The sequence below is a fragment of the Stenotrophomonas sp. PAMC25021 genome (assembly GCF_004795795.1).
Classification (GTDB): domain Bacteria; phylum Pseudomonadota; class Gammaproteobacteria; order Xanthomonadales; family Xanthomonadaceae; genus Stenotrophomonas; species Stenotrophomonas muris.
This window is the reverse complement of sequence record NZ_CP039255.1, coordinates 4,241,857-4,265,709: the sequence shown is the minus strand read 5'-3', so window position 1 is coordinate 4,265,709 and position 23,853 is coordinate 4,241,857. Positions and strand designations below refer to the sequence as shown.

Genomic DNA, 23,853 nt, shown 5'->3' with positions numbered 1-23,853 from the left:
TTGCTTGCATCCCAGCAGTTCAATCCCAACAGCCTAGGGCATGGCCCTGCCATACGGGGAGATCGTGCGACCGATCCCCGGCGATTGCCGACGAATGCGGGGAAACGGGAGTTGAAGCCAGGCGGGCCATGCCCTACCTGCGGCCGCGATAGGGTTCGCAGCCCACGCCATCATTGTCACGATCGAGGTGCGGGCCATAGCCCGGATCACCACGCCGTACCGGCGCCGCCCCGGCGGCGCGGGCCTCCGCGCAGTTGGCAAACACCCGGGAACTGCGCGCGGGCGCGGGGGCGAAACTGCTGCGCGGAGTGTCGACGTATCGAGGTGCCGCTGGAGCGCCTCGATGACAGTGATACTCACCCGTTTTCCGGTTGGTGTGGCACCCCTGCTTGTCGAGCCCGCCCGGATGCGCGAGCGCATTGGCGGACAGTGCCAGTGCGAGCATGCCGGATGCAGTCAATACGCTGGAAACGCGGCGTCGTGTGTCCATGCCTTCCCCCTGTCAGGCACTCCTGCCAAGGGGAAGGCTAGCATGGTGTCTCGACCGCCAGGCTTGACGCTGCAGCGGCTGCCACTCAACGCAGGTAGTCCTTCAGGAACAGCCAGGTGATCAGCGTCGGCAAGATCAACAAGAAGAAGCTGCGCGTGGTGCACGACCCGGAGGCAGGCGCCGGCAGTCGCTGATCCCTGGGCGGCCACGGGCTCTGCGCCAACGCGGGGAAATCAATGCACCCGCGCTCCTGTTCCGTCGGTTCCGCCGCATACATCGTGGCTGGCGCCGATCCTCCCTCGCCCCTCGCTCCTACAGTGGATTCGCGGCGACGCACGGCCTGCACCCCCGATGGCAACGTCGCCGCCCCCACCTTTCGAGCCCACAGGAGCGAGACATGGCATGCCTTTCCCGGACTATCGATGGCACAGCGGCAATGCGCCCAGCCCCCTCCACGCAGGTTGAACGGGGGGGTGCACCATGAACCAGGTCTACGTCGCAGTCTGGGATGGAGCCCACTATCTGGTCGTCCGCAAACGGGTGCTCAACAGCTGGTGGGGCAGCAATTCCGTTGTCGTACTTTCTGCCGAGGCGATGGCCGCTGTGCTGGCCATCCGCAACGCGTCCGGCGGTGGCACAGAGCAGGACTGGGATCTGGTGAAGAAGCTGCTTTCCGGCGCCTGGCGCGCCGCAGGGTCAGTCGCCTACCGCGGCGAACGCACGCTGCCCCGCACCATGGACGCACTGGACCGGGCGCTTGAAAGCGCCGAACGCACGCATCCGCAGACCGATGACATCGCCATGGAGACGCTGGCCGCTCTGCAGAGCCTGTTCCGCGAGGACGCAAGAACCCCTCCCCCGTTCAGCGCTGCGCGAGCAACCTTGCGGGAGCTCTCCATCGCGTTGCCGCCGCCCACCCGGGGTGCGCCGAACTGGGCCGCTGCGTTGATACTGGCACAACGCCTGGTGGCGGAAGTCGGGGCGTGGTCGGATGGCCTGCCCCCGGCGCTGGTGAACCAGGCGGGGCAATGGGCCCTGCCCGGCGGCGGCCGCCTGAACAACGAACGCAAGGAGCGCGCCGCGCGCCGCGAGTTCGAGGAGGAGCTTGGCATCTGGCTTGGGCAGGGTCGCGCCGCATGCGATCTGCGTGCCCGGCTGTTTCCGGATGGGGGAGGCAGCTTCTCCCTGGTTCGCTTCCGCACCACGGCCGAGGAGCTCCTGCGGATGGCGCAGGAGGCCGAGAACAACGTCCAGGCCAGTGCCAGCAGCCCTGCGCGCCCCCAGTCCTGCCTGGTGACCGACTGGGAGGTGGCGAGCATCGGACGGGTACCGGTGACCGAACTGCGCAACATCCTGGGAGCAAGGGTGGAGGTTCCGGGCGCAGGAACACCGGAGGTTGACGAGGCCCTGGCCGGCGCCAGGCCCGGTAGCCAGGAGATCGGCTGGTACCGGGAGATCGCCGCCCTGCTGTCACCCGCCTGAGCCTCCAGCGCGAACCCATGTGATCCCCTGCAACCCCAGCGAGGCCCCTCCATGAAAGAGAGCACGCCCGAGCGCGAGGCCCGGCGCCACATCAGCAAGCAGCTCACCGCGCAGATCAACAACGCGCAGGCGTATCCCGACGTCCGCTCGGTCGTGGTGAAGGCCCTGTCGGACATCAAGGACCAGCTGCGCAGCCTGTCCAGCAAGGTACGGCGCGACTACAGTCTGAAGCCCGACGAGCCGCTGATGTTCTTCTACGTCAAGGGCGGCAACGCACTGGACGCACTGCTTGAACGCCCGGCCCAGCCGCCACCGACGCTGTTCGATTTCGGCCGGTCCGACTGGGATACGCAGGTGGTGATCAATCCCTGGATTCCGATCCCGGCCCAGGACGCCCTGCACGGCGGCGTGGAGGACATCGTGATCGAGGTGATGCTCGGCGCCGGCCTCAACATCGCATTGGAGATCAGTGTCTTCCCACCCAACCAGAATCCGCTGGCCGGCCAAGTGGTGGATCTTGCACCGGTGGACATCCATGTGCCGCCCGGCCAGCAGTGCCTGGTGACCTGTGACACTCCGCAGGCGTTCCGGAAGGTCTACCAGCGTGACCGCGCGGGCCTGCATCTGTTCACCAGCGAACCGCTGAAGGGCATCGGCACCTCCACGGCCTTGGCCAGCCCGTCCGTGCTGCCCCCGCCGCAGCCGCCACTGCCCGTGCAGCCGCCACCTGCCCCTCCGCCGCCACCCGGCATCATCCTCAACGACGGCATCAAGCCGTTCGTGCTGTACCGCATGGGCTACACCTGGCACGCGCGATGGGTGAAGGATCCGAAGGCGCCTGTCGGCGACGACCCGGTGACGCCGCGACCGATCCTGATGGAACTGATCGATGTGACCACGCCGCGCCGCGATACCGTGGAGGCCGTGACAGTGTGGTCGGACATCATCCGCAACCATCTGGTGATTGCCGAGGATGCCGGCGCGGAAGAGCGCTGGCGGCTGCCCCTGCCCAGCATGGAGTACCACCTGTGGGAAGGCCTGACCATGCTGTGCGAGATCGCTGCCTATCCCGGCTGGCCGGGTGCGGACAAGCTGGAGAAGCGTCGCCGCAATGTGCAGCGCATCCACGACTGGTACCACGACCAGCAGGGCGACCTGGCGACGTTCGGCAGGGTGATCGATGGCATCTCGGCGGCGCCGGTGTTCGCCGATGACAGGGACTGCATGCAGCAGGTCGATGCCTGCATGCGTGAGGTCAAAATGCGCATGCAGGCGTCATCTTCGGGATTCGATCACGGCGCCCTGTCGGCCACCCACACGCATCGCCTGCGGCAGGGGCGGCAGTGGGTCGCGCAGCGGGTCGCAACGCTGCTGCAACGCCTGCAGACATCTGCCGCATCCTGTGGCTACAGCGACGATCTGGCGTTGATCGGGACGCTGGCACAGAACCCCTACCTGGATGTTACCCAGGTACCGATCTCCGGCGTCGACTGCGCGATGATCATCCGCACCGACCCTGCAACGCTGCGCAGGGCGACGGCGGCCAACTGCTTGAATGCGCTTGCCGAGGATCTCGGCGCGCACATGACCATCGAGGATTCCCTGCACTCGACCGTACGTGCGACGGGTATCAGTTACGAGCGAACGCTGGTGATCTTCGATGCGCCGCGTTCGCCGTCGGCGCGCGTGGCCAAGGCGATCCTGACATTCACCACGGCTGGCCCGGTCGGTTGCCCGTTCCGGGACAGCCCCGACGGTTCCGGGCAGGCCATCGCACCGTTGCTGGACATGGACAACCAGCGCAAGGTGGCAGCCTCGATCGTCCAGGGTTTCGTGCAACGGGCGAATCTGTCCAGGCAGCACGAGATGATCCGGGTGTTGCTGCCGCAGGGGGAATGATCCTCCATCAGCGCAGCGCGGGCGGCGGGTTCCGATCAGGTCCGATCAGTCCCTGCCCTCCAGGATCCATGCCTCCAGCGCCTGCGTGTCCCGCATGGCCCCCGCGTAGCGGCGATCCGGCACGTAGGGCTCGTTCGAACCGCGCCCGCGACCGCGGTAGACCTTCATGGGCACCGAAATCCGGCTCAGCCCACTGGGCAATGGCTGAGGCCTGATATCCATGTAGACACTGAGGGCGCCGTCCATCTGGGCGACGAAGCCGGGATTGTGCGGGTCAACCACCCCGGGATGGCTGTCGCGCAGGGCCGCGTCAGCAGCCTCCAGATCCATCAACAGCGTGCTCGGCCAATCTGTGGCAGAGCCTTGGGTGCCTGCTGCCAGTACCGCACCGACCAGCAACGATGAGAGCGCCATCGATTCACCTCTCTACTGGATTGCGTTCCAAGCTGGCAGCTTTCAGGTCTGTCGTGCCGCGCCCGCCGCAACGGGCGCGGCGCCACGTCAATGCAGGGGCACCTTCAGCACCGAAGGCGCGTTGGCCGGTGAGCTGAAGGTCACCGCACCGCCCAGCTGGCTGATGCCTGCATAGCGCAGGTCCACGGTATCGACCACCAGGGTCAGGCGGCTGCCGGCCGGGAGGTTCCAGCTGCTGGCTTCCAGGCGGAGATCGATTGTTTTCGGCTGGCCGGGCACGGCCCCGCGCAGGGTGTAGGGCTTGTGGCTGACCAGCTGGCCGTTGCCCAGCACGTCTTCGGCATACAGGTAGGCATACAGCGTGGTATTGGCGCGGCTGGGCGTCACCGTCACCCGCACTTCCGGTGCGCCATCCAGGCGACGTGCGCTCCAGTAGATCGGGCCCTGCCAGACGCCGGCGGCGTTGCGGCCGACGAACGGTACATAGGCGCCGGGCGGCAGGTTGATCATCTGCAGTGCACCGGAGGCCATCACCACGCCGGAACTGGCAGCCGTCAGCAGCCCGCTGCCGATGCGGTAGCTCCAGCCGGTAGCGCCACCGTTCTCCGCCAGGCCGCCGGTGGGCAGCAGCAAACCGGAGGGTGCGGTCAGGCCGTAGCTGACGGCGCCCGCATTGGTGGCCTGCCAGTCCGGATAGCGGCTCCAGCTGCCCTTCTGCGACTTCAGCTGTACCGCTGCCTGGCGATCGATGCCATTGTCCACGCCCTTCAGGTAGTGGTCGAACCAGTCGCCTACGGCGGCATAGACCTCATTGGGAATGCCGAACGCACCGAAGGCCTCGTTGAGGGCATGGTCGCCGTGGCGCAACTGCAGCTGCTTGGGCCCCTTCAGGCGGTTGAAGAAATCGACCAGCTGGCCCGGCGGGAACAGGCTGTCATTGAAGGCATTGGCGAGGAATACTGCCGGCTGGTTGGCGTTGATCTCTTCAAGGCTGCTGGCCGGGCTGCGCTGTGCGGCCACCGGCAGCAGCGAGTCCACCGCCCCCTGGTAATTGCCGACCAGCACATTGCGGTTGATGGTGGCCAGCTCCGCGCCGGGGCGGCCGGTGGCCAGACCCGCCGCCACCAGCAGGGCGATGCCCTGGGCGCTGGGTGTGTCATGGCTGTACAGCGACGCCTGCAGGTCGGCCCAGCCACTGAGTGCGGCAACGGCCTTGATGCGGGGGTCGCGCGCCGCCGCCAGCAGGCTGGTGCCGGCGCCATAGGAGATGCCCGAGACCCCGATCCTGGCCGGATCGGCGCGGGTGTTGTCCAGCGCCCAGTCGATCAGCGCGCTGACATCCTCGACCGTGGCGGGCCCGGCGATGTCGATGCTGCCACCCGACTCCCAGAAGCCGCGCGAGCTGTAGCTGATGACCACATAGCCGCGCTGCGCCAGCGACTGTGCCACGCCCACGTACTCCACGCTGGGCACCGCCCAGCTGCTGGGCATGACCAGCAGCGGATAGCGCCCGCTGCCGGCATCCTGCGGTTCGATGACGAAGGCCCCGAGAGGCGTGCCATCCCAGCTGGGAATGGTGCGATGGGTGGTCTTGACCGTGGCGGCCCAGGCGGTGGGCGCCAGGCCGGCCAGCAGGATCAACAGCAGCAAAAGCTTGCGCATCGTCGTCTCTCCCCGTCGGTGGTGGTGCAACGGGTCGGACCGTACCAGTGCGAATGGTGGCTGGCACCTTGCGACGCAGCATGGCGCTTTCGGAGCCGACAGCCCAGGCGGATCGATGCGAAACCAGATTCAGGCGCGGTGGACAACCCATACCAGCAGGCCCGCCAGCGGTATCAATGCCAGCATGCCAACCACGCCCAGGCACCCGGATTGCCCGCGGCGCGACCTGGAATCCTGTGGGTGTGATCGCAACCAGTCTGCATGACACCCGCTGCAGTAGAAGCGCTGCTTCCCGTCTCGCCAGGCGCCGATGGTACGTGTGTCGTGCAGCGCCGCGCTGCCGCAGCGCCCACACTTGAAACTGCGGTATGGCGGACGCTTCTGTCGACGCAGCGCAGCCACGATCGCCATTCCGACGACGGCAACAACAGCGGCCCACGCAAAGACATCACTGCTCATCATTCCCCACATGCCAGGCCAGGGCTTTCCCAGATGCCGGCTATGGTACCGAGTCGCGCAGCCACTGCGGCACGACGCCCTATCACGCGCGCATGTCAGCCACGGACCGCGTGATCTGACACATCACCAGTGCTTGCACCCGGTCACAGCTTCGCGTTCTCGTCGTTGACCAAAAGACGACAGCTTGTGACGCTTGCGACACCGCGCGGCCCTCCGGGCCTCCTCATCGCGGCCTCGCTCTACTGCACTCCGCATCACCCGTATCCGCAACGCCTTCACATGACACAGGCCCGGCCTGGTCGTGGCGGGCAGCTGCGTCCTGCACTCTTTGCTGGAGAATCGCAATGCGCCTTGCAAGCTTCGTCTTTGCCTTCGTCCTCAGCGCCTTTGCCGGCGCAGCCCAGGCCCAGGCAGTCACCCTCAACAAGGGCGGCTTCGTGCTCACCTACGACTGCGGCATCCACAGCGCCACCCGTTACGAGTACACGCTCACCGCCGATACCGGTTCGGCCGCACGGCCGTCCAGCTTCTACAAGGACCCGGACCTGCCGGCCGGTTGCCTGGGCCAGACCAGCACCGCGTCCTACGCCAGCATCAAATCCGGCTATGACCGTGGCCATCTGGTCACGTCCAACCACATGGATTACGACGCGACCTACATCCGTCGCGCCAACTACATGACCAACATCGTGCCGCAGGTGTCCAGCTTCAACCAGGGCATCTGGGTGAAGGCCGAGAACGTGGCCGAGTGCTACCGCGACATCGCGCCGGTGGACGTCTACGGTGGCGTGGTCTACGGCGATGCCGCCAACGATTATTTCCTGGCCAGCCATGGCATTCCGACGCCGGAGTTCTTCTGGAAGACGATCATCACCCGCGACCCGAACACCGGAACCGCCAAGGCGATCAGCTGGATCATCCCCAACGAGGCCAACCTGGGCAGCCTGGACAACTACCTGGTGACGATTTCCGATCTGGAGGAACTGCTGGGCGCCAGCTACGTGGCGATCAACGCGCCGGCCTCGCTGAAGAACATGCTGCCGGCCACCACCTGGCCGCAGCCGGCCGGGTGTGACCTGGGCTGATCGGGGGTCAGAGGAACGTCACGATGCCTGTGCGCGCAGCCATCGTGACGCCAGCACTCTGGCCAGCAGGAACTGCACTGCGGCGCCGACGACGGTGGCAACGACAAGCCCGCGACTTGTCGTCGGCGCCCCAGCGGACAGCGCTCGCAGAAGATAAGCCGTGCTGGCCAGGATGATCAGCAGCGCCGTGGCAAGCAGGATCAGCGACACCACCATCGTGCGCGCCGTCGATGCGGGTTCCGGCGACGGAGCGCCGGCCCATAGGCCGGCAAACGTGGCCAGCGCGCAGGCCACCAGCAGGATCAGGCTCGCAATCTGCAGCTGCGCGGCGCCGTCGGCAACGGGCATGATGAACTCGCCGGGCGAGAATCCCACCGGCAGCTGCGCCACCAGGATGGGAAGCAGGCAGCTGCCGGCCACCAGCGTCACCGCGCCGGCGATGCTGGCACTGATGAGGTGATGGTGCCCGCCCTCGGCAGGAATGCGCCGCTGCATCAGCAGCGCCGGCACCAAGGCCAGCAGCGTGAGGACCAGTGCATGCGCAAGCGGCATCAGACTGATGGCTGCGACGCTGTAGACTGGAAACGGCAACTGCGCCATCGGAATGCGCATGGCGCGATCCAGCACGACGAGCAACCCGAAAAAGGCGATCGAAGCGATCACCGGGTGGCGGATCCGCAGCGCGCCGCGACGCCCGAACAGCAGCATCGACACCAGTACCGCCGCTCCGGCGAAGAGACTCAGCCTGAAACCGAGCTCCGCCAGCGCGTAGCCGATTTCACGTGAGGCCTCGGGCGGGCCCAGACGGCGCCCGAATTCGACCAGGCGGAGGGCTACGGGCAGATACAGGCAGAGCACGTAAAGCTTGGCGGCCATCGCGAACTTGATGGGGTACGCACTGAAGAATGATCGCAATCGGTTCAAGGCGTATTCCCGTGCAGGCGCTGGGCGGGCTGACCTGGCAGTCTAGCGTTCCTGTGGCCCGCGTGCCCCGCCCGACCCGCTATGGGAAAATGGCGGGCACGTCGCCCCCTTGGCTGTTCCCGGAGTAGTAGATGTCCCGTTTCCCCTTCGATGCCGTGCTGTTCGACTGCGACGGCGTACTGGTCGATTCCGAGCCGCTGGTGGCCCGTGTGCTCTCGGAAATGCTGACCGCACGCGGCTGGCCGCTGACCCCGGCGCAGGCGGGCGAGGTCTTCCTCGGCCAGTCCGTGGCTCATCTGGCTGGGCTGATCGCAGAGCGCACCGGCAAGCCGTTCACCGAGCAATGGCTGGAGGAATTCCGCCAGCAGCGCAACCGTGCGCTGGAGCAGGACCTAGAGGCGATCCAGGGGGCGCCCGAGGCCGTGCGTGCGATTGCCGCGGCCACCGGCGGGCGGATTGCCTGCGCCTCCGGTGCCGACCTGTTCAAGGTGAAGCTGCAGCTGGGCAAGGTCGGCATCCTTGATGCCTTCGGTGCCCATGTGTTCAGTGGCCAGGACATGCCGAACACCAAGCCTCACCCGGATGTCTATCTGGCCGCCGCCGCAGCGCTGGGCGTGGACCCGAAGCGCTGCGCGGTGATCGAAGACACCGTGACCGGCGCCACCGCCGGCGTCGCGGCAGGTGCGACCGTGTTTGGTTTCAGCGAGGGCGGCCCGCACCACAGCACGCCGGAGGCCCTGCGCGCTGCGGGCGCGAAGGTGATCTTCCAGCGCATGGAGCAGCTGCCGGCAGTGCTGGCGGCCTACGCCGCCGACGCAGCCGCCTGAGGCGGCCTCAGCCCGCAGCGCCCAGTGCGGCGCCGCGGCGTTTCCCGGCGTAATGCAGCACGAACAGGTACAGGCCGGTGAACAGCTGCAGGAACAGTGGCGGCAACGGCGAATAGGTGATCCACGCTGCAGGCTCGCCCTGCCCCAGCCCGCGAACGACGAAGTTGGCGATCACCGCCAGGGTGAAGACGATCGAGGTCCAGCGATGTACGGGCCGCGCCCAGCCACCGCGGCTCATTGACGGCGCCTCGCTTCGGAGCGCGCTTCGATCATCTTCCAGCCATTGCCGGACGGGTCGCGGAACCCCGCATCGATGGCGCCGTAGCGTTCGACCGGCGCCTGGGTGAACTCCACGCCCTGCGCCAGCCATTGCGTGTAGCGCGCCTGGCAGTCATCCACGGCCAGCACCAGCGGCGGCATTGCGCCCTTGGCCACCAGCTGCTGCAGCGCCTGCGCGGTGGCCGCATCGTGGGTGGGCGGACCGGGCACGAACAGGCCCAGCTGGAATCCGTCCTGGCCGGGGCTGCGCACCGTCAGCCAGCGGTAGCTGCCATTGCGCACGTCGGTATGCACTTCGAAGCCGAGCGTGCCGACGTAGAACGCGAGCGCCTCATCCTGGTCGCGCACATACAGGCCGACCGTGTTCACAGTGTCTGTCATGGGACCTCCCTCAGGTGGGATCCACGTTAGCAACCGCCTCGCGGCGGCGCTTCTCCAAAACTGCGATGTTCAGGTCCGGTCGCTGCGCGGCACGTGCGTGGCATTCCGGCACGCTGGCCGGCGTCGCCTCGCCGGCGCGCTCGCGCTGGCGCACATTGCCCGGGCTGTCGCCGGTGATGTCACGAAAGATGCGCCCGAAGGTGCCCAGGCTGCTCCAGCCGGTCTGCGCGGCGATCTCGGTGACCGGCAGCTCGGTGTCACGCAGCATCGCCACGGCCCGTTCGATGCGGCGGCTGAGCAGGTAGCGGTGCGGCGGCAGGCCGAATGCCTGCTTGAACGAACGCGCGAAATGCGCAGGCGATACCGCACTGACCTCGGCCAGGCGGGCCACCGGCCAGTCCTCGTGACTGGCGTGGTCCATCCGGTCCTTGGCACGCAGCAGGCGCCGCAACAGTTCCGGGCTCTGGTTCATGGCGTCACCGCGTGTGCCAGATGATGTCGCGACGCACGCCTGGCCTGCGCGGCCTGCTCGCCCAGCCAGTCACCGAATGCGATGACCTTGGTGCTGCGGCTGCGCGCCGTCGGTGCCACGAACCAGAAACCACGCCCGTCGCTGGCCACACCGGGATGTGCCTGCACCAGGCGCCCACTGTCCAGTTCGGCCTGGAACAGGATCGGCGAGCCGATGGCGATGCCCTGCCCGGCAATGGCAGCACCGACATCCAGATGCTCCATCGCAAAGGGGGTGACGAAGCTCTCCGGGTCCGGTGGCGGAACAGCACCATGTGCGGAAAACCACAGCGCCCACCAGTCAGGCCTGCCGAGCAGTGGAACCTCCAACGCCCGCCGACCGAGCCCGTCTGCCGCCGGCAGCAGCGCTGGCGCGCACAGCGGAGTGAAAATGCTGGGGAACAGGGGCGTGGCCTGCAGCCCGGGCCACGCACCATGCCCGTTGCGGATGGCGGCATCGAAACGCCCGGCGGCCAGGTCCTGCGGCTCTGCCGACAGGTCCAGTTCCAGCACGATGCTTGGATGGCGCGCGCGGAAACTGCCCAGGCGCGGCGTCAACCAGCTGGTGCCCAGCGTCGGTAGAACGGACAGGCGCAGTCGTGCCGCATCCATGTCAGCGGCGCGCATGAAACTGGCGCGCAGCGCGTCGAAGGCCCGGGTGGCCTCCACTGCGACGCTCGCACCGGCGGCGGTCAATTCCACATGCTGGGCGTGGCGCAGGAACAGGCAGGTCCCGGTCTGGGCCTCCAGCCGGCGCACGTGGTAACTCACCGATGCCGCACTGGTGTCGAGCTCCTCGGCGGCGCGGGCGAAGCTGCCCAGCCGTGCCGCCGCCTCGAAGGCGCGGATGGCGACAAGCGATGGCAGCTGGCGTTGGGTCACCATAAGTGTGGCTTAGCCTGAGCCCCGATTTCCGCGTGGTCAATCCCCCTCGCACGCGCAACGATGGAGGCACCTCCGGCACGGGATAACGCACATGGATCGACGGCAGTTCCTGGCCACCCTGGCCGCCACGGCAGCGTCCACCGCCCTGCCCTCCGGGTGGGCCCTGGCCAGCCCCAGCGCAGACTGGAAATGGTTGCAGGGCAACTGGCAGGTCCGGCACCAACGCCTGAAGGAGCGCCTGGTGGGCGATACCCGCTGGGACGCCTTCACCGGCGCCAGCGCGGTCTGGCTCACCCTGGGCGGGCTCGGCACCATCGATGACAACGTCATGGCACCGCCTTCGGGCCCCTACAGGGGCCTGGGCGTGCGTGCCTTCGATCCGGTGTCTTCCACCTGGTCGATCTGGTGGATCGATGGGCGCACCCCTGCCCATATCGAAGCGCCCGTGCGCGGCGCCTTCGCAGGCGATGGCGGCAGCTTCCGTGGTCGCGATGACTTCAAGGGACGCCCCATCGAGGTCTGGTTCCGCTGGCATGACATCCACGGCGATGAGCCGTGGTGGGAGCAGGCGTTCTCCGACGATGCCGGTGCCCATTGGGAAGTGAACTGGCGCAACTGGTTCCGCCGCACTGCTGCGATCCCCACTCCGCTTCCGAAGCTGCCGGATGCACCGGGCGATTTTGATTTCCTGGTGGGCCATTGGAACGTGCGCCATCGCCGCCTGCGCGCTCGGCTGGCAGGCAGCGATGCGTGGGACGCGTTCAACGGCACCCTGCACAACTGGCCGGTACTGGGCGGATTCGGCAACGTGGGCGACAACCTGATGGACGTGCCTGGAGCACCGCTGCGCGGCATGGGCATCCGCGCCTGGAATGCGGCCGAGCGGCACTGGCTCAGCTGGTGGCTGGATGGCCGCGCGCCGACCCGGATCGGCGCGCCACTGCGCGGGGGGTTCGAGGCCGGTGTCGGCCGCTTCTTCGGCGAGGACCAGCACGAGGGACGGGCAATCCAGACGCGGGTGATCTGGTCACGCATCACCCCGCGTTCGGCGCGCTGGGAACAGGCGGCCTCCGCCGATGGTGGACGCAGTTGGGAAACCAACTGGGTCAGCGACTTCGAGCGACAGGCATGAAGGCGCTGCTGGCCGTGATGCTGCTGGCATCGGCATTGCCCGTGCCCTCCCCGCCCGTGGTGCTGCGGATCATCGGCCCCGCCGAGCGCTTCGCCCCCGGCATTGCCTCCACACAGCATGACGAGATCCGGCTGACCCTGAGTCCGGACGGCAATACCGCCCTGTGGTTCAGCCGCAACCGGCCGGGGGGGCCTGGGGGCTACGACATCTGGATCTCGCACCGCGAAGGTGACCGCTGGCGGCCGGCCACGCCAGTGCCGTTCAACACGCCGGGGCGCGACTTCGATCCCGCATTTTCCGCAGATGGGCGCGTCGTGTATTTCTGCTCGGACCGCGCAGGCGGCCAGGGCGGTGACGATCTGTATCGGGTCAGCATGGGGAGCGACGGTCGATTCGGGGAGCCAGTCAATCTTGGCCCCGCAGTGAACAGCGCGGCCGATGAGTTCGCGCCGATGCTCTCGCCCGACGGTCGTACGCTGTTGTTCTCCAGCGATCGTGCGGGCGGTGCTGGCGGCCATGACCTCTACAGCGCGGCGATGATCGGCGGCGTCGCGCCGCCGGCACGGCCGCTGGCGGGAGACCTCAATACCGCAGCGCAGGAGTTCGATGCCACCTTCCTGGGCGACGGCCGAACGGTGGTATTTGCCCGCGCCCAGGACTTCGGCAGCGCACCGGTGCGCCAGTTCATTGCCTACGAACGTGGAGGCTGCTATGACGCAGGCCATGCCTTGCCATCGCCCGTGAACGCGCCCAGCGGCGACAGCTACGGCGCGATGCTGGATGGCTCGCGCCGCGACACGCTGACCTACTCGGCGCGACGCGCCGGTGGTGAGGGACTGGACCTGTACCGCGTCCGCTACCGGATGATGCCGCCCTGAAGGCAGTGGGTGTCGATTTCCCACGCGCCCGTTCGTCGAGAGGTTGAGTACCCCAGGAGAAAATGCAGATGCCTTCCCAACAGTCCCTTGCCTGCGCCTGCGGCCAGGTCCGCCTGACCACCACCGGCAGCCCCATCGCCAGCGTCGAATGCTGCTGCGACAGCTGCCGCAGGGCCGGCGTCCGGATGCAGGCGATGCCCGGCGTACCGCAGGTGCTGGGGCCTCAGGGCCAGACGCATTTCGTAATGCAGCGCAAGGATCGCGTCCGCATCGATGCCGGGCATTCCCGGCTGCACGCGTGGCGGTTGTCCAGCACGGCCGGCAGCCGCCGCGTCGTGGCGGGCTGCTGCAATACGCCGCTCTTCCTGGAGTTCAGCGGTGGCCATTGGCTGAGCCTGTATGGGCTGTTGTGGCCGGACGCGATACGCCCCGCCGTGGAGATGCGGACGATGGTCAACGATCTTCCCGACGCGTCTGTCCTTCCCGGCGACGTGCCCAACCTGAAGACCCACTCGCTGCGGTTCCATGCCCGGCTGTTGAAGGCGTGGATCTCCATGGGCTTCCGCAGCCCACGCATCGAGATCACGGGAGACAGCCATGCCTGAGCCCGAGCGGATCGAGATCGAGAGCATCACCACGCCCGGGCACATCCAGCGCGTGGATCGCGCCAAGTACATGGCCATGCGCGCGGCCCTGCTGCGTGCCTTGCCCAGGCAACCTCCCGGGATGACGGTGGCGCAGGCGAAGCAGGCGCTGTTGCCGCACCTGCCCGCATCGCTGTTTCCGCAAGGCGCCACGGCCGGTTGGTGGCTGAAAGCCGTGCAGCTGGACCTGGAGGCCAAGAGCGTGATCGAGCGTCTTCCAGGCACGCCATTGCGCCTGTTCAAGCACGTGCCGGCCGGCTGATCAGCGCTGCGCCGGCAGCTCCAGCCGATGCTTGCGGCACAGCCGATACACGGTCACCCGCGAGATCTGCATCTGCCGCGCGCACTCGGAGACGTTGTAGCCGGTCTGCCGCAGCGTCTGCAGCAGCACATCACGTTCGGCCTGGCCGCGGGCATCGTGCAGCATCGCCCCCGGCGGCGCATGCACGGGCCCTCCCAGTTCGAGGTCACGCTCGCTGATCAGCTCGCCTTCGGCCATGATCGCCGCCCGCTGCACCCGGTTCAGCAGTTCGCGCACGTTGCCGGGCCATTCGAAACGCCGCATCGCCTGCAGCGCAGCGGGTGCAAAGCCACGTGCACGCACGCTGTGGCGCAGGCGGAAGCAGCGCAGGAAATGCTCGGCCAGCAGCTGCACATCAGCGCCGCGCTCGCGCAGCGGTGGCATCAGCAGGCGCAGCACGTTGAGGCGATAGTAGAGATCGCTGCGGAACCGCCCCTGCGCCACCGCGTGCTCCAGTTCCACATGGGTGGCAGCCAGTACGCGCACGTCCGCCCGCAGCGGCTGGCTGCTGCCGACCCGCTCGAACGTACCTTCCTGCAGCACGCGCAACAGGCTGGTCTGCGCTTCGGCCGGCAGGTCGCCCACCTCGTCAAGGAACACGGTGCCGCCGGATGCGGCTTCGAATACGCCGATCTGGCGCTTGTCAGCACCGGTGAACGAGCCACGCTCGTGGCCGAACAGCTCCGACTGCACCAGGTTCGCAGGGATGGCACCGCAGTTGACCGCGATGAACGGCTTGCCTGCACGGCCGGACAACGCGTGCAGTGCATGTGCAGCCAACTCCTTGCCGGTGCCGGTCTCGCCGGTGACCAGCACCGGCAGATCGACCGGCGCGAACTTGTGCAGTACGGTGCGCACCGCATGCAGCGCAGGACTCTCGCCGATCAATGCGCGCGGCCCCTGCCCGCTGCACACTTCGTCGGCAGACGTATCCTCCGCGTCGAACTGCTGGCGCATCGCCGCCACCAGGTCCTGCAGGCCGAAAGGCAGCGTGAACCGCGAGATGCAACGCTGCAACAAGGGCAGCCACGCGGCAGGCGTGGGCCCTGCGCCAGGCGGCAGCACCGCCAGCCACGTCAGATGCGCGTGCTGTTCGATCCACGGCGCCAGCAATTGCAGGGCCGGCGCATCCAGATGGCGAAGATCCAGCACGGCGAGCAGCCGGTCGCGCCCGCGCAGGCCGATGGCCATCGCCGGGTCGGGATGGATGCGACGCACGTACCAGCCTGCGGCTGCCAGCGCGCTGCGCTCGTTCGCCAGCGGCTCGCCGAACCAGAGCACGCATCGTGACGCAGAAGCCTCCGGGACCGCTGCCATGCTTCCCCCAGCATCCGGACACCGTTGGCGGACTGTCAGGCAATCACCGGCGTGCCGCCCCTCCGCCGGGACCTCTACGGCCACCGCGGCGGCCTTTGTTGCGCGGATCCTAGCGCTGCGCTAAATGGCGGCGCAATGAGCGGCGCGTCAAGAAAGCACTGGCTGAAGCGGCATCGTTACAGTCCGCGGCGGCACCTGTAACACCCGTGCGACAGTCGGGCGCCCGCCTTGCCCTGCGGCGCTTGGCGCTGCGCAATCCCAACATTTTTCCCACGCTGCTGTAACGATATGGCAGCAACGCCCCACGCCTGCCAGTGCCCGCCCCCCTGGCTGCCAAGACTTTCAGGGTTGGCACGGTTGATGCGTGGTTCCGCCGCACCCATCACGGGAGATCGGCATGGACGGCATCACCCCCATTCGCGGCCTGCTGGCAATGCTGGCCGTGGCCCTGCTGTCGGGCGCCGCGGGCGCCTCTGCCTCCGGTGCCCGCCAGGGCGTGAAGGCACAACCGGGCGAAATCGTCCTGTTGCGGGATGTGGCCGCGCGGCCGGCCTATCGCATGGCGCCCCCGGGCATGGCGCTGATCGCCGACCCGAAACCGCAGCGCGAGATTGCGACGGCGCTCGGTGCGGGTACCCCGGCAAACGCGATGGACGAGCTGAGCGATGAGGACTATGCCGGCATGGGGGCGGGGCACACGGCTGCGACCGCGACCCCCACGGGCACCACCGTCGAACGGGTCGCCCAGCAGGCCCTGGGCGGCACGCTGGGACGCAGCAGTGACGGCATGCTCGGCAGCAGCCTCGGTGGCGCACTGGGTGGCCCACTGGGCGCGGTCGGGAACAGCACCCGCGGCATCGGCGATACCGTGCGCGGCGCGCTCGCCCAGTTCCCGTTGCAGGGCCCGGCCCCGGCAGGTGGCAAGTGAAGCGGGCACGTTGGCTGCTGCTGGTCCTGTTTGCCACGCCGTTGATGGCGCAGGCCGACGACTACAGCGGCATGCTCGCCTACCTCGACGTGGCCCGCATCGACGGTCACGCCCTGGCGGGTGCAAACGGCGCCATCGCGTTGAACCAGGCGGCCGGTGACCTCAACCTGCAGGCCAACCTGCATGGCATCGCCACCGGCGAACGCGCCGACGTGTTGATCGGCAACCGGCAACTGCGGGCCGGCAACCGCGTGCTGAGCGCACCGGCGCACGCCACCGCCGTCATCGACGGCAACGCGCTGGCCGGTGCCAGCGGCATCGCATCCATCAACCAGGCCAGCGGCATCGCCAACACGACGCTCAACGTCGTCAGCGCGACGCTGGCTCGACAGGGCATACGCGAATCCGACGATACGGCCTTGGCCGCCGAAGGTTCCGCGTTGGCAGGGGGGCGGGACGACGCCGGTCGCGGCGTCGCGACCGGCACCCGCAGCGCCGGTGTCACCAGCACCGCGCTGCGGGGATTCGACGGGGTCCTGCAACTCAATCAGATCGCGGGCAGCGGCAACGACACGGCCAATGTGCTGGGCCTGGTCGTGCAGGACCGCCCGTGACAACCACCCAACCGATGCACCACCCGATGAGAGAGAGGGCACCATGAAAGCGACCGTCAAACGGACCATGCTCGCCATGGCGATTGCCACTGCCTCGACCGCCGCTGCGGCCAATGGCTGGGACAACCAGAACGCCAACGCGAACATCAACCACAACCACACCGTCAGCGAAACCCGCAACGACACCCACAACCACACCGACAACGACGTACGCAACCGCACCGTCAACGTCAATGTGCAGAAGCACAGCACCATCCAGGCCGACGAGCGCAAGGAAAAGAACAACCACGGCGTCGACGTGAACCTGGAGAAGGACCTGCGCCTCAGCACCGACGTCAATTTCTCCGGCGACCCCACCATCACCGGCGACATCGACCTCGACTCGGCGGCCATTGCGGTGATCGACAACCGCCAGTCGATCAGCAACAACGCCACCAGCAACAGCCTGGTCACCAACAGTGCGTCCATCGGTGACAGCGTGGGTGCCGGCGCCTCCGGCAACCTCGGCTTCAACGTGGTATCGGGGGACAACAACGCCCAGGACAATGCCGCGTCATTGTCCGCTGCCGATGCGTCCTTCAGCTTCGGCATGGCCGACGCCGAGGTGTTCGTCAACCAGGCCGGCTTCGGCAACGCGACCATGAACTCCGGCGTCACCAATGCCGCAGGTCTCGGTGGCAATGCCTTCGGCGGTGCGTCAGGCAACATCGGTGTCAACATTGCTTCGGGCAACAACAACGAGCAGAAGAACGCGCTCGCGGCCTCGGTCGCAACCACGGCGGTGGCGCAGTCGAGCATCAGCTCCAACCAGGTCTCCACCGGCAACACGGTCAGCAATGCCGGCTTCGTGCAGTCCTACACCGATACCGTGCAGGTCGGCCTGCATGGCGGCGTCAGCGGCCTGACGTGGGGCTATGGCGCCGGCACCTACCGCGGCACCGGCAATGCCTACCAGATGGCCAACTATTACCTGGATACGTGGAACGGCGCACTGCCGCACCCGGGTGGCAACAGTACCGGCCACATCGACCTGGACAACGAGATCCAGAACGCCACGATGAACCCCAACCGGCCGGGGGTGGGCGGCCTGGGCTTCGATACGCGTGAAAGCGGCACCAGCCAGTTCGTCGAACTGGGCGTGGCCGATCTGTACGCCAGCCTGAGCGGCACGGTCAGCACCACGCGCTGGGTGAACGTCAACGCCACCAACACGTCGGCCTTGTCCGGCAGTGCCTTCTCCGGCGCCTCCGGCAACATCGGCGTGAACGTGGCGGCGGGCACCGGCAACCTGCAGGCCAACAGCCTGGCCCTGGCCGTAGCCCAGCCCAGCACCGGCGGTGGTGGCGGCAACGGCGAGTAAGTGCACCACCCCGGCCGTCCGCCAATGGCCGGGTTCCCGGGAGCCCCTGTTCCTCCTCCCCCTTGGGGCAGGGGCTCCCTCCTGCTGCTGGAGAACGTGATGATCGGCCACCGTCTCTCGATATGCCTGCTGGCCTGCCTGCTGTTGCTGGGCGGTGCATCGGCGCGGGCGGGCGACGTCGGCTTCGCCAGCGTGCTACCCAATGGCGCACTGCTGCAGCAGAAGGTGGAAAGCATGCAGGAACGGCGCTACCGCAACGTGGTGCGCCAGCACACCGATTACAGCTGCGGGGCGGCCGCACTGGCAACCATCCTGCGCCATGCCTATCACCTGCAGACCGACGAAGCGACGGTGATCGAAGGAATGATGGGGGTGTCCGATCCAGCACTGGTGGCCGAGCGTGGTTTCTCGCTGCTCGACATCAAGCGCTACGTGGAATCGCTGGGCATGCGCGGGCGCGGCTATCGTATCGATGAAACACGCCTGCGCACGCTTCGCGTTCCCGGTCTTGTGCTGATGGACGTGCGCGGCTTCCGCCACTTCGTGGTGCTCAAGCAGGTGCGCGACGGTGTGGTCGAGGTGGCTGATCCCATCCTCGGCAACCGCAGCCTGGCGCTGCCTGAATTCCTCGCTGCGTGGCCATCGCGTGCCGTCTTCGTGGTGATCGGCAGCGATTTCGATCGCAACACGGTTCTGCTGCAACCCAGCGAACGGCCCAGTGCCCGCGCGCTCTACGCGCGACAGGGGCCGATCACCGATGCCGAACTGGTCGACTTCGGCTTCAGCCACGCCGACCTGTTCTGAAGGAGGTTCCGCCATGTTCCGTCACCGCCTGTTGATGGTCCTGCTGCTGGCCTGCCCCGCCCTGCCCCTGCAGGCGGCGGACGCGGCGCCCGGGCGCGGCCTGAAGGAAATCCCGGATCCCGAACTGAACCTGATGCGGGGCCGTTACACCGTGGGCGGCAATACTGTCGCCTGGTTCGGGGTGACGATGGTCTCGCAGTGGCAGGCCAGCAACGGAAGCGTGTTGCAGGGTGCGTTGACCCTGGGCATGGACTTCCGCGGCGGGGGCAGCCCGAAACTGAGCTTCCAGCCCAGCGTGCACGTCACCGCCGCAGATGCGCCGCTGCCGGACACGCAGGGTCGCCGCATCGACAGCAGCGGCCTGGCCAACGCCAGCGGCGTGGTGCAAAGCGTGCAGGTGGCCGGCGATGGCAACGTCGCCCGCAATGCGACCACGCTGGTGGTACGCAATGGCGCGGTGCCGGCCCTGCCGGGTGACGGTGCCCATTCGATCAGCGCACAGGCCGAAGGCGTCTCGGCCTCCGCGGTGCTCGACGGCAACCAGGCACGCCTGCTGTTGCAGGTAGATGGCCAGGGCCTGGTCCAGCAATGGATACGCAACGGCAGCGTCGGCCAGGGCATCGCCCTGGCCGGTGACGGCCAGATCGCCAGCAACCAGCTGCGGCTGGAGCTGGTGCGGGATACCGCGGGCGGCAACCTGCCGTTGAGCCAGAACGTGGCCCAGGCGATTGCGATGAACCGCGGCATGGGGCCGGGCCGGTAGTACCACGGCACGGCGTTGGGGGAAGCGTTCCACAACGCAGGACACGAACATGCACACCCTGATGAGGATCACCCCGTTGGCGCTGGCGGCGCTGGCGGGCACCGCCTTCGCCGCGCCACCCGCGGCGGATGATGGCGCCGACGTGCAGGCGCTGGCCAACCAGCTGGAGCAGCTCAAATCCAACTACGCGCAGGAAGTGCGGCGGCTGCGCGAACTGGACATGCAGGTGCAGGCGATGCAGGCGCGCCTGAGTGGGAAGGTTGGCCCGATGGCCCCGTCTACGACTGCGCCCGTCGAGCATGGCTCGACCCTACAGACGTCACCGGGCAGCGAAGGCTATGCCAGCAGTGCCGCCGAGGCGCAGCAGGCAAAGCAGGAATCGCGGCGCAGCGTGGATGATGTGAAACAGCAGCAGTCGGCGCTGTTCTCGCGCCGCTTCACCGTCGAGAACAGCCTCACCTACGCCCGCTACGACCGCAAGCAGCTCACCCTCAATGGCTTCCTGGCGCTGGATGCGATCTTCCTCGGCAACATCGCCATCGAGAACGTCGAGTCCGATTCGCTCACCTACAATCTGGCCGCGCGCTGGGGCGTCAGCCCGAACCTGACGCTCAACCTGGACGTGCCATACCTGGCGCGGCGCACCGTCTACCAGAAGGGCGGTGCCGGCGGTGCGGCGGCCGCGATCGCGCAGGAAGAAACCAATGGCAACGGCCTGGGCGATATCGGCCTGAGTGCGAATTACCGCTTGTTCGGCGAGCGCGGCTGGCGCCCGGAAGCCGTACTCACCGCCGGAGTGACCGCGCCCACCGGGCGTGCGCCTTACGGCCTGGACTGGAAAGTGATCGAGCGCGATGACGATGACTACATCCGCTTCGCCGTGCCCAAGGAACAACCGACCGGCAATGGCGTGTGGCAGGCCAACGTCGGGCTGTCGATGGTCAAGACAGCCGATCCGGCGATCCTGTTCGCCAACCTCGGCTACGTGCATTCGTTCCCGCGTGGTTTCAGTGACATTGACAGCAACCCCGACACGGTCAACCCGGGTGACGTGAAGCTCGGCGGCTCAGTCTACTTCGGCGCCGGCGTGGCCTTTGCGTTCAACGAGCGCACCAGTCTCAGCCTGTCCTTCAGCGACCGCATCAGCGCCCGCGCTTCCACCCGTTTCCAGGGCGGGAAGTGGATGAAAGTGATTGGCAGCGACGCCAACGCGGCGTCACTGAATCTGGGTGTGACGTATGCGCTCAACCAGCACACCACGCTGGTGACCCTGCTGGGCATCGGGCTGACCCCGGATGCACCGGACTTCACGCTGGCGTTCAAGATCCCTTACATGCTCTGACCCGCCCGATCCGGCGACGCTGTGGCCGACAGCCCCTCGCCGCCGGATCGCGCTGCCCACGCGCAGGCCCTGTGTGTGCTCCAGGGCAACGCGCCAGCGCTGGCGACGACGGCGATGATCATCAGTTCCGCCGTATTCACGCCGCACCTTCACGGTGATCCCACCGCATTCTCCGTCGATTCCGCCAATCCGGCGGCGGCGCCATTTCCTACTCTGGCCCCACGGTGAAGCCCAGGCCGCTGCAGGCAACGCACCGTGACACTGGATACCACGCACTTCCACCCTTTCGCAGGAGCAGGACATGGCATTTCCAACCGCGGTAAACGACCAGATCACCGATTCGGTCACCCAGGCCAACACCAAGGTGCTGGGCGACGCGCCCGCCGTGGCAGTGGGCAATCTGTACCAGGCCACCGCACAGGCGCTGGCCAATGCCGCCCACAACGCCACCAACGCGCAGCAGCAGTCCTACGTCACCGCGCAGTCGGCCACCACCATGGGCGTGGCCACTCTGTACTCGATCGATACCGCCACCGCGGCGGTAGCGAGCAAGGAAATCCTCAGCACCCGCGTCCGCGGCCTGGGCTCCTGATCTGTCGTTCCATCGCTGACCCGCCAACCTCAAGGAGATCGACATGGCATTCCCGACCGCTGTAAACGACCAGATCACCGATTCGGTCACCCAGGCCAACACGAAGGTGCTGGGCGACGCGCCCGCCGTGGCCATGGGCAATCTGTACCAGGCCACTGCGCAGGCGCTGGCCAACGCCGCCCACAATGCCACCAATGCGCAGCAGCAGTCCTATGTGACGGCGCAGGCAGCCACCACCATGGGCGTGGCCACGCTGTACTCGATCGACACCGCCACCACCGGCGTGGCCACCAAGCAGATCCTCGGCGCGTGATGCGCCGGCAGGCAAGGAGCTGAGCCATGGCATTTCCCACGGCCGTCAACGACCAGATCACCGACTCGGTCAGCCAGGCCAACCTGCAGGTGCTGGGCGTGGCGCCTGCCACGGCAATGGGCACGCTGTACCAGGCCACCGCGCAGGCGCTGGCCAATGCCGCCCACAACGCGACGCTCGCCCAGCAGCAGATGTATGTCACGGCGCAGGCCGCGACCACGATGGGCGTCGCGCTGCTCTACGCCGTCGATACCGGCGCCACCGGCGCCGCCACCCGGAAGATTCTCGGCTGATTCCATTGAGTGCCGGCAATCTCCGTTCCTGTAGTGCTGTCCACCCTAGGAGCTTCCACCATGGCATTTCCCACCGCCGTCAACAGCCAGATCACCGATTCGGTCTCGCAGGTCAACACCAAGGTGCTTGGTGATGCGCCGGCCATCGCAATGGGCAACCTGTTCGTGGCCACCAGCCAGGCGCTGTCCAACGCCGCGCACAACGCCACCAACAACCAGCAGCAGTCCTACGTGACCATGCAGGCGTCGACCACCCAGGGGGTGTCCACGCTGTATGCGATCGACACCGCCTCCAACGGCGTGGCCACCCGCGAAATCCTGGGCCTGCGCTGACGTGTCGGCCCGGCGTGACGCCAACCACCGCGCCCCCGCCCAGGGCGGCGTCACGTCGGGCCCCTGATCGATGGCCGCATCGCCTGCCACCGGCTACCTGCTGGCAACCACCAGCGCCGGATCCGGTGTGGCGATCGCCCTTGCCCCCTCGTTCGCGATGTCCGCCACCTACCTGGCGATGGCCGACAGCCTCGGCCTGGCAATGCAGAACGCGGTGGCCAACCAGCAACGCGGCCAGGTGACCGCCGGCGCAAGCCTGGCCCAGGTCCTGGCCCTGATCATCCAGAAGGGAGCCGTTCCGTCATGAGCAGTGAGAACACCGTCAACAGCCAGATCGTCGACAGCGTCAGCGCCGCCTCGACGTTGCTGGTGGCCCAGGGTCCGGCGCAGTCCTTCAGCATGCTGGACATGGTGATGCTGGAGACGCTGGGCACCGCCATGCACAACGCCGTCGCGCGCCAGCAGGGTGCAGGCATGGTCAGCAACGCAGCGGTGACCGCCACCTGCGCGAAGATGATCAACGCTCCCTGGCCGGTGCCGCCGCCCGCTCCGGAACCCCCTCCGCCGCCACCACCGCAGGTCATCCCCCTGCCCGGCCCGGTGCCGGCGCCCCCTTCGCCTGCGGCGGTGATCGCCGCGGCCACCGCAGAAGGAAAGACCGCCATCAGAGTCCTGCAGGCACAGACCCACGGTGCCACTGCCGACGCTGCGGCCGCTACCAGCAGCCTGCATGCACTCCAAACGCTTGCAGGCAATGCGGCAGCGCCCGCGCCCGGTCCTGCGCCCGGCCCCGCGTCCGGTCCGGATCCGGACGCAGGTCCCGCCCAGGATCCCGCGCCAGACTCCCCTTCCCCTTCCCCTTCCCCTTCCCCTTCCCCTTCCCCTTCCCCTTCCCCTTCCCCTTCCCCTTCCCCGGCAGACGACGCTGACGCCGGGGCCTGA

The 23,853-nt window shown here is 67.6% G+C and carries 29 protein-coding genes; 20 read left to right on the top strand and 9 right to left on the bottom strand.

Annotated elements, in window-relative coordinates:
* Nucleotides 1-133: 133 nt before the first annotated feature.
* A complete protein-coding gene (locus E5790_RS19780; RefSeq protein WP_111206845.1) occupies nucleotides 134-490 on the bottom strand; it encodes an excalibur calcium-binding domain-containing protein in 357 nt (118 codons plus the stop codon).
* A 480-nt stretch (nucleotides 491-970) separates the two neighbouring features.
* Here E5790_RS19780 and E5790_RS19775 point away from each other — a divergent pair, with 480 nt between their 5' ends.
* The gene (locus E5790_RS19775; protein ID WP_111206843.1) at nucleotides 971-1,972 is read left to right on the top strand and encodes an NUDIX hydrolase; all 1,002 of its coding nucleotides are present in this window, start codon (nucleotides 971-973) and stop codon (nucleotides 1,970-1,972) included.
* A 51-nt stretch (nucleotides 1,973-2,023) separates the two neighbouring features.
* The gene (locus E5790_RS19770) at nucleotides 2,024-3,871 is read left to right on the top strand and encodes a hypothetical protein (protein WP_136191791.1); all 1,848 of its coding nucleotides are present in this window, start codon (nucleotides 2,024-2,026) and stop codon (nucleotides 3,869-3,871) included.
* A gap of 45 nt (nucleotides 3,872-3,916) precedes the next feature.
* Here E5790_RS19770 and E5790_RS22130 read toward each other — a convergent pair whose 3' ends face one another.
* Together E5790_RS22130 and E5790_RS19760 are read right to left on the bottom strand one after the other, a co-directional pair.
* The gene (locus E5790_RS22130; protein ID WP_111207009.1) at nucleotides 3,917-4,285 is read right to left on the bottom strand and encodes a hypothetical protein; all 369 of its coding nucleotides are present in this window, start codon (nucleotides 4,283-4,285) and stop codon (nucleotides 3,917-3,919) included.
* A gap of 87 nt (nucleotides 4,286-4,372) precedes the next feature.
* Nucleotides 4,373-5,947 (bottom strand): CocE/NonD family hydrolase, encoded by a 1,575-nt coding sequence (locus E5790_RS19760; protein WP_111207010.1) that lies wholly within the window; start codon nucleotides 5,945-5,947, stop codon nucleotides 4,373-4,375.
* A gap of 803 nt (nucleotides 5,948-6,750) precedes the next feature.
* On the opposite strand from E5790_RS19760, the gene E5790_RS19755 reads away from it, so the two are divergent.
* Nucleotides 6,751-7,491 carry a DNA/RNA non-specific endonuclease gene (locus tag E5790_RS19755; RefSeq protein WP_111207011.1) on the top strand — a complete coding sequence of 247 codons (741 nt, stop codon included), beginning with the start codon at nucleotides 6,751-6,753 and terminating at the stop codon, nucleotides 7,489-7,491.
* 18 nt (nucleotides 7,492-7,509) lie between these two features.
* On the opposite strand, the gene E5790_RS19750 is transcribed toward E5790_RS19755, so the two are convergent.
* Entirely contained in the window at nucleotides 7,510-8,367 is an 858-nt protein-coding gene (locus E5790_RS19750; RefSeq protein WP_229653699.1) for a hypothetical protein, read from the bottom strand.
* A gap of 179 nt (nucleotides 8,368-8,546) precedes the next feature.
* Between E5790_RS19750 and E5790_RS19745 the strand changes: the two genes are divergently transcribed.
* Nucleotides 8,547-9,242 (top strand): HAD family phosphatase, encoded by a 696-nt coding sequence (locus E5790_RS19745; protein WP_014647239.1) that lies wholly within the window; start codon nucleotides 8,547-8,549, stop codon nucleotides 9,240-9,242.
* A 7-nt stretch (nucleotides 9,243-9,249) separates the two neighbouring features.
* Here the strand turns inward: E5790_RS19745 and E5790_RS19740 are convergent, their stop codons facing one another.
* The 4 genes from E5790_RS19740 to E5790_RS19725 are packed head-to-tail and all read right to left on the bottom strand — an operon-like array spanning nucleotide 9,250 to nucleotide 11,297.
* On the bottom strand, nucleotides 9,250-9,480 hold the full coding sequence (locus tag E5790_RS19740; protein ID WP_032957563.1) for a hypothetical protein: 231 nt from the start codon (nucleotides 9,478-9,480) through the stop codon (nucleotides 9,250-9,252).
* The gene (locus E5790_RS19735) at nucleotides 9,477-9,902 is read right to left on the bottom strand and encodes a VOC family protein (RefSeq protein ID WP_111207012.1); all 426 of its coding nucleotides are present in this window, start codon (nucleotides 9,900-9,902) and stop codon (nucleotides 9,477-9,479) included. Before E5790_RS19735 ends, E5790_RS19740 begins: the two co-directional genes overlap by 4 nt.
* 10 nt (nucleotides 9,903-9,912) lie before the next feature.
* On the bottom strand, nucleotides 9,913-10,374 hold the full coding sequence (locus E5790_RS19730; protein WP_014647242.1) for an AraC family transcriptional regulator: 462 nt from the start codon (nucleotides 10,372-10,374) through the stop codon (nucleotides 9,913-9,915).
* Nucleotides 10,371-11,297 carry a LysR substrate-binding domain-containing protein gene (locus E5790_RS19725; protein ID WP_014647243.1) on the bottom strand — a complete coding sequence of 309 codons (927 nt, stop codon included), beginning with the start codon at nucleotides 11,295-11,297 and terminating at the stop codon, nucleotides 10,371-10,373. The genes E5790_RS19730 and E5790_RS19725 overlap by 4 nt, the downstream gene beginning before the upstream one ends.
* Before the next feature lie 91 nt (nucleotides 11,298-11,388).
* Between E5790_RS19725 and E5790_RS19720 the strand changes: the two genes are divergently transcribed.
* The 4 genes from E5790_RS19720 (at nucleotide 11,389) to E5790_RS19705 (ending at nucleotide 14,213) form a co-directional block, all read left to right on the top strand.
* Nucleotides 11,389-12,429, top strand: coding sequence for a hypothetical protein (locus tag E5790_RS19720; protein WP_111207013.1), 1,041 nt, complete (start codon nucleotides 11,389-11,391; stop codon nucleotides 12,427-12,429).
* Entirely contained in the window at nucleotides 12,426-13,307 is an 882-nt protein-coding gene (locus E5790_RS19715; protein ID WP_111207014.1) for a PD40 domain-containing protein, read from the top strand. The genes E5790_RS19720 and E5790_RS19715 overlap by 4 nt, the downstream gene beginning before the upstream one ends.
* A 62-nt stretch (nucleotides 13,308-13,369) precedes the next feature.
* Nucleotides 13,370-13,912, top strand: coding sequence for a hypothetical protein (locus E5790_RS19710; RefSeq protein WP_041863476.1), 543 nt, complete (start codon nucleotides 13,370-13,372; stop codon nucleotides 13,910-13,912).
* Nucleotides 13,905-14,213: a hypothetical protein gene (locus tag E5790_RS19705; protein ID WP_111207015.1), complete on the top strand. Its 309-nt coding sequence runs from the start codon at nucleotides 13,905-13,907 to the stop codon at nucleotides 14,211-14,213. The genes E5790_RS19710 and E5790_RS19705 overlap by 8 nt, the downstream gene beginning before the upstream one ends.
* On the opposite strand, the gene E5790_RS19700 is transcribed toward E5790_RS19705, so the two are convergent.
* Complete coding sequence (locus E5790_RS19700; RefSeq protein WP_111207016.1) at nucleotides 14,214-15,569, bottom strand: sigma-54 dependent transcriptional regulator; 1,356 nt, start codon at nucleotides 15,567-15,569, stop codon at nucleotides 14,214-14,216.
* Between the two features lie 397 nt (nucleotides 15,570-15,966).
* On the opposite strand from E5790_RS19700, the gene E5790_RS19695 reads away from it, so the two are divergent.
* From E5790_RS19695 to E5790_RS19640, 12 genes are all read left to right on the top strand, one after another.
* On the top strand, nucleotides 15,967-16,497 hold the full coding sequence (locus E5790_RS19695) for a hypothetical protein (protein ID WP_032957577.1): 531 nt from the start codon (nucleotides 15,967-15,969) through the stop codon (nucleotides 16,495-16,497).
* 44 nt (nucleotides 16,498-16,541) lie between these two features.
* Entirely contained in the window at nucleotides 16,542-17,111 is a 570-nt protein-coding gene (locus tag E5790_RS19690) for a hypothetical protein (RefSeq protein WP_049439918.1), read from the top strand.
* A gap of 43 nt (nucleotides 17,112-17,154) precedes the next feature.
* Nucleotides 17,155-18,471, top strand: coding sequence for a hypothetical protein (locus tag E5790_RS19685; protein WP_046430796.1), 1,317 nt, complete (start codon nucleotides 17,155-17,157; stop codon nucleotides 18,469-18,471).
* A gap of 99 nt (nucleotides 18,472-18,570) precedes the next feature.
* Nucleotides 18,571-19,275 (top strand): C39 family peptidase, encoded by a 705-nt coding sequence (locus E5790_RS19680; RefSeq protein ID WP_046430798.1) that lies wholly within the window; start codon nucleotides 18,571-18,573, stop codon nucleotides 19,273-19,275.
* 13 nt (nucleotides 19,276-19,288) lie between these two features.
* Nucleotides 19,289-20,038: a hypothetical protein gene (locus tag E5790_RS19675; protein WP_111207017.1), complete on the top strand. Its 750-nt coding sequence runs from the start codon at nucleotides 19,289-19,291 to the stop codon at nucleotides 20,036-20,038.
* A gap of 49 nt (nucleotides 20,039-20,087) precedes the next feature.
* On the top strand, nucleotides 20,088-21,380 hold the full coding sequence (locus E5790_RS19670; RefSeq protein ID WP_046430801.1) for a transporter: 1,293 nt from the start codon (nucleotides 20,088-20,090) through the stop codon (nucleotides 21,378-21,380).
* Nucleotides 21,381-21,681: 301 nt separating this feature from the next.
* Complete coding sequence (locus E5790_RS19665; protein WP_111207018.1) at nucleotides 21,682-21,972, top strand: RebB family R body protein; 291 nt, start codon at nucleotides 21,682-21,684, stop codon at nucleotides 21,970-21,972.
* A 43-nt stretch (nucleotides 21,973-22,015) separates the two neighbouring features.
* On the top strand, nucleotides 22,016-22,285 hold the full coding sequence (locus tag E5790_RS19660) for a RebB family R body protein (protein WP_005416649.1): 270 nt from the start codon (nucleotides 22,016-22,018) through the stop codon (nucleotides 22,283-22,285).
* Nucleotides 22,286-22,311: 26 nt separating this feature from the next.
* A complete protein-coding gene (locus E5790_RS19655; protein ID WP_006446865.1) occupies nucleotides 22,312-22,578 on the top strand; it encodes a RebB family R body protein in 267 nt (88 codons plus the stop codon).
* A 60-nt stretch (nucleotides 22,579-22,638) separates the two neighbouring features.
* Nucleotides 22,639-22,911: a RebB family R body protein gene (locus tag E5790_RS19650; protein ID WP_005416651.1), complete on the top strand. Its 273-nt coding sequence runs from the start codon at nucleotides 22,639-22,641 to the stop codon at nucleotides 22,909-22,911.
* Nucleotides 22,912-22,981: 70 nt separating this feature from the next.
* Nucleotides 22,982-23,218, top strand: a complete 237-nt coding sequence (locus tag E5790_RS19645; RefSeq protein ID WP_032957589.1) for a RebB family R body protein — start codon at nucleotides 22,982-22,984, stop codon at nucleotides 23,216-23,218.
* Nucleotides 23,215-23,853 carry a RebB family R body protein gene (locus E5790_RS19640; RefSeq protein WP_136191790.1) on the top strand — a complete coding sequence of 213 codons (639 nt, stop codon included), beginning with the start codon at nucleotides 23,215-23,217 and terminating at the stop codon, nucleotides 23,851-23,853. The genes E5790_RS19645 and E5790_RS19640 overlap by 4 nt, the downstream gene beginning before the upstream one ends.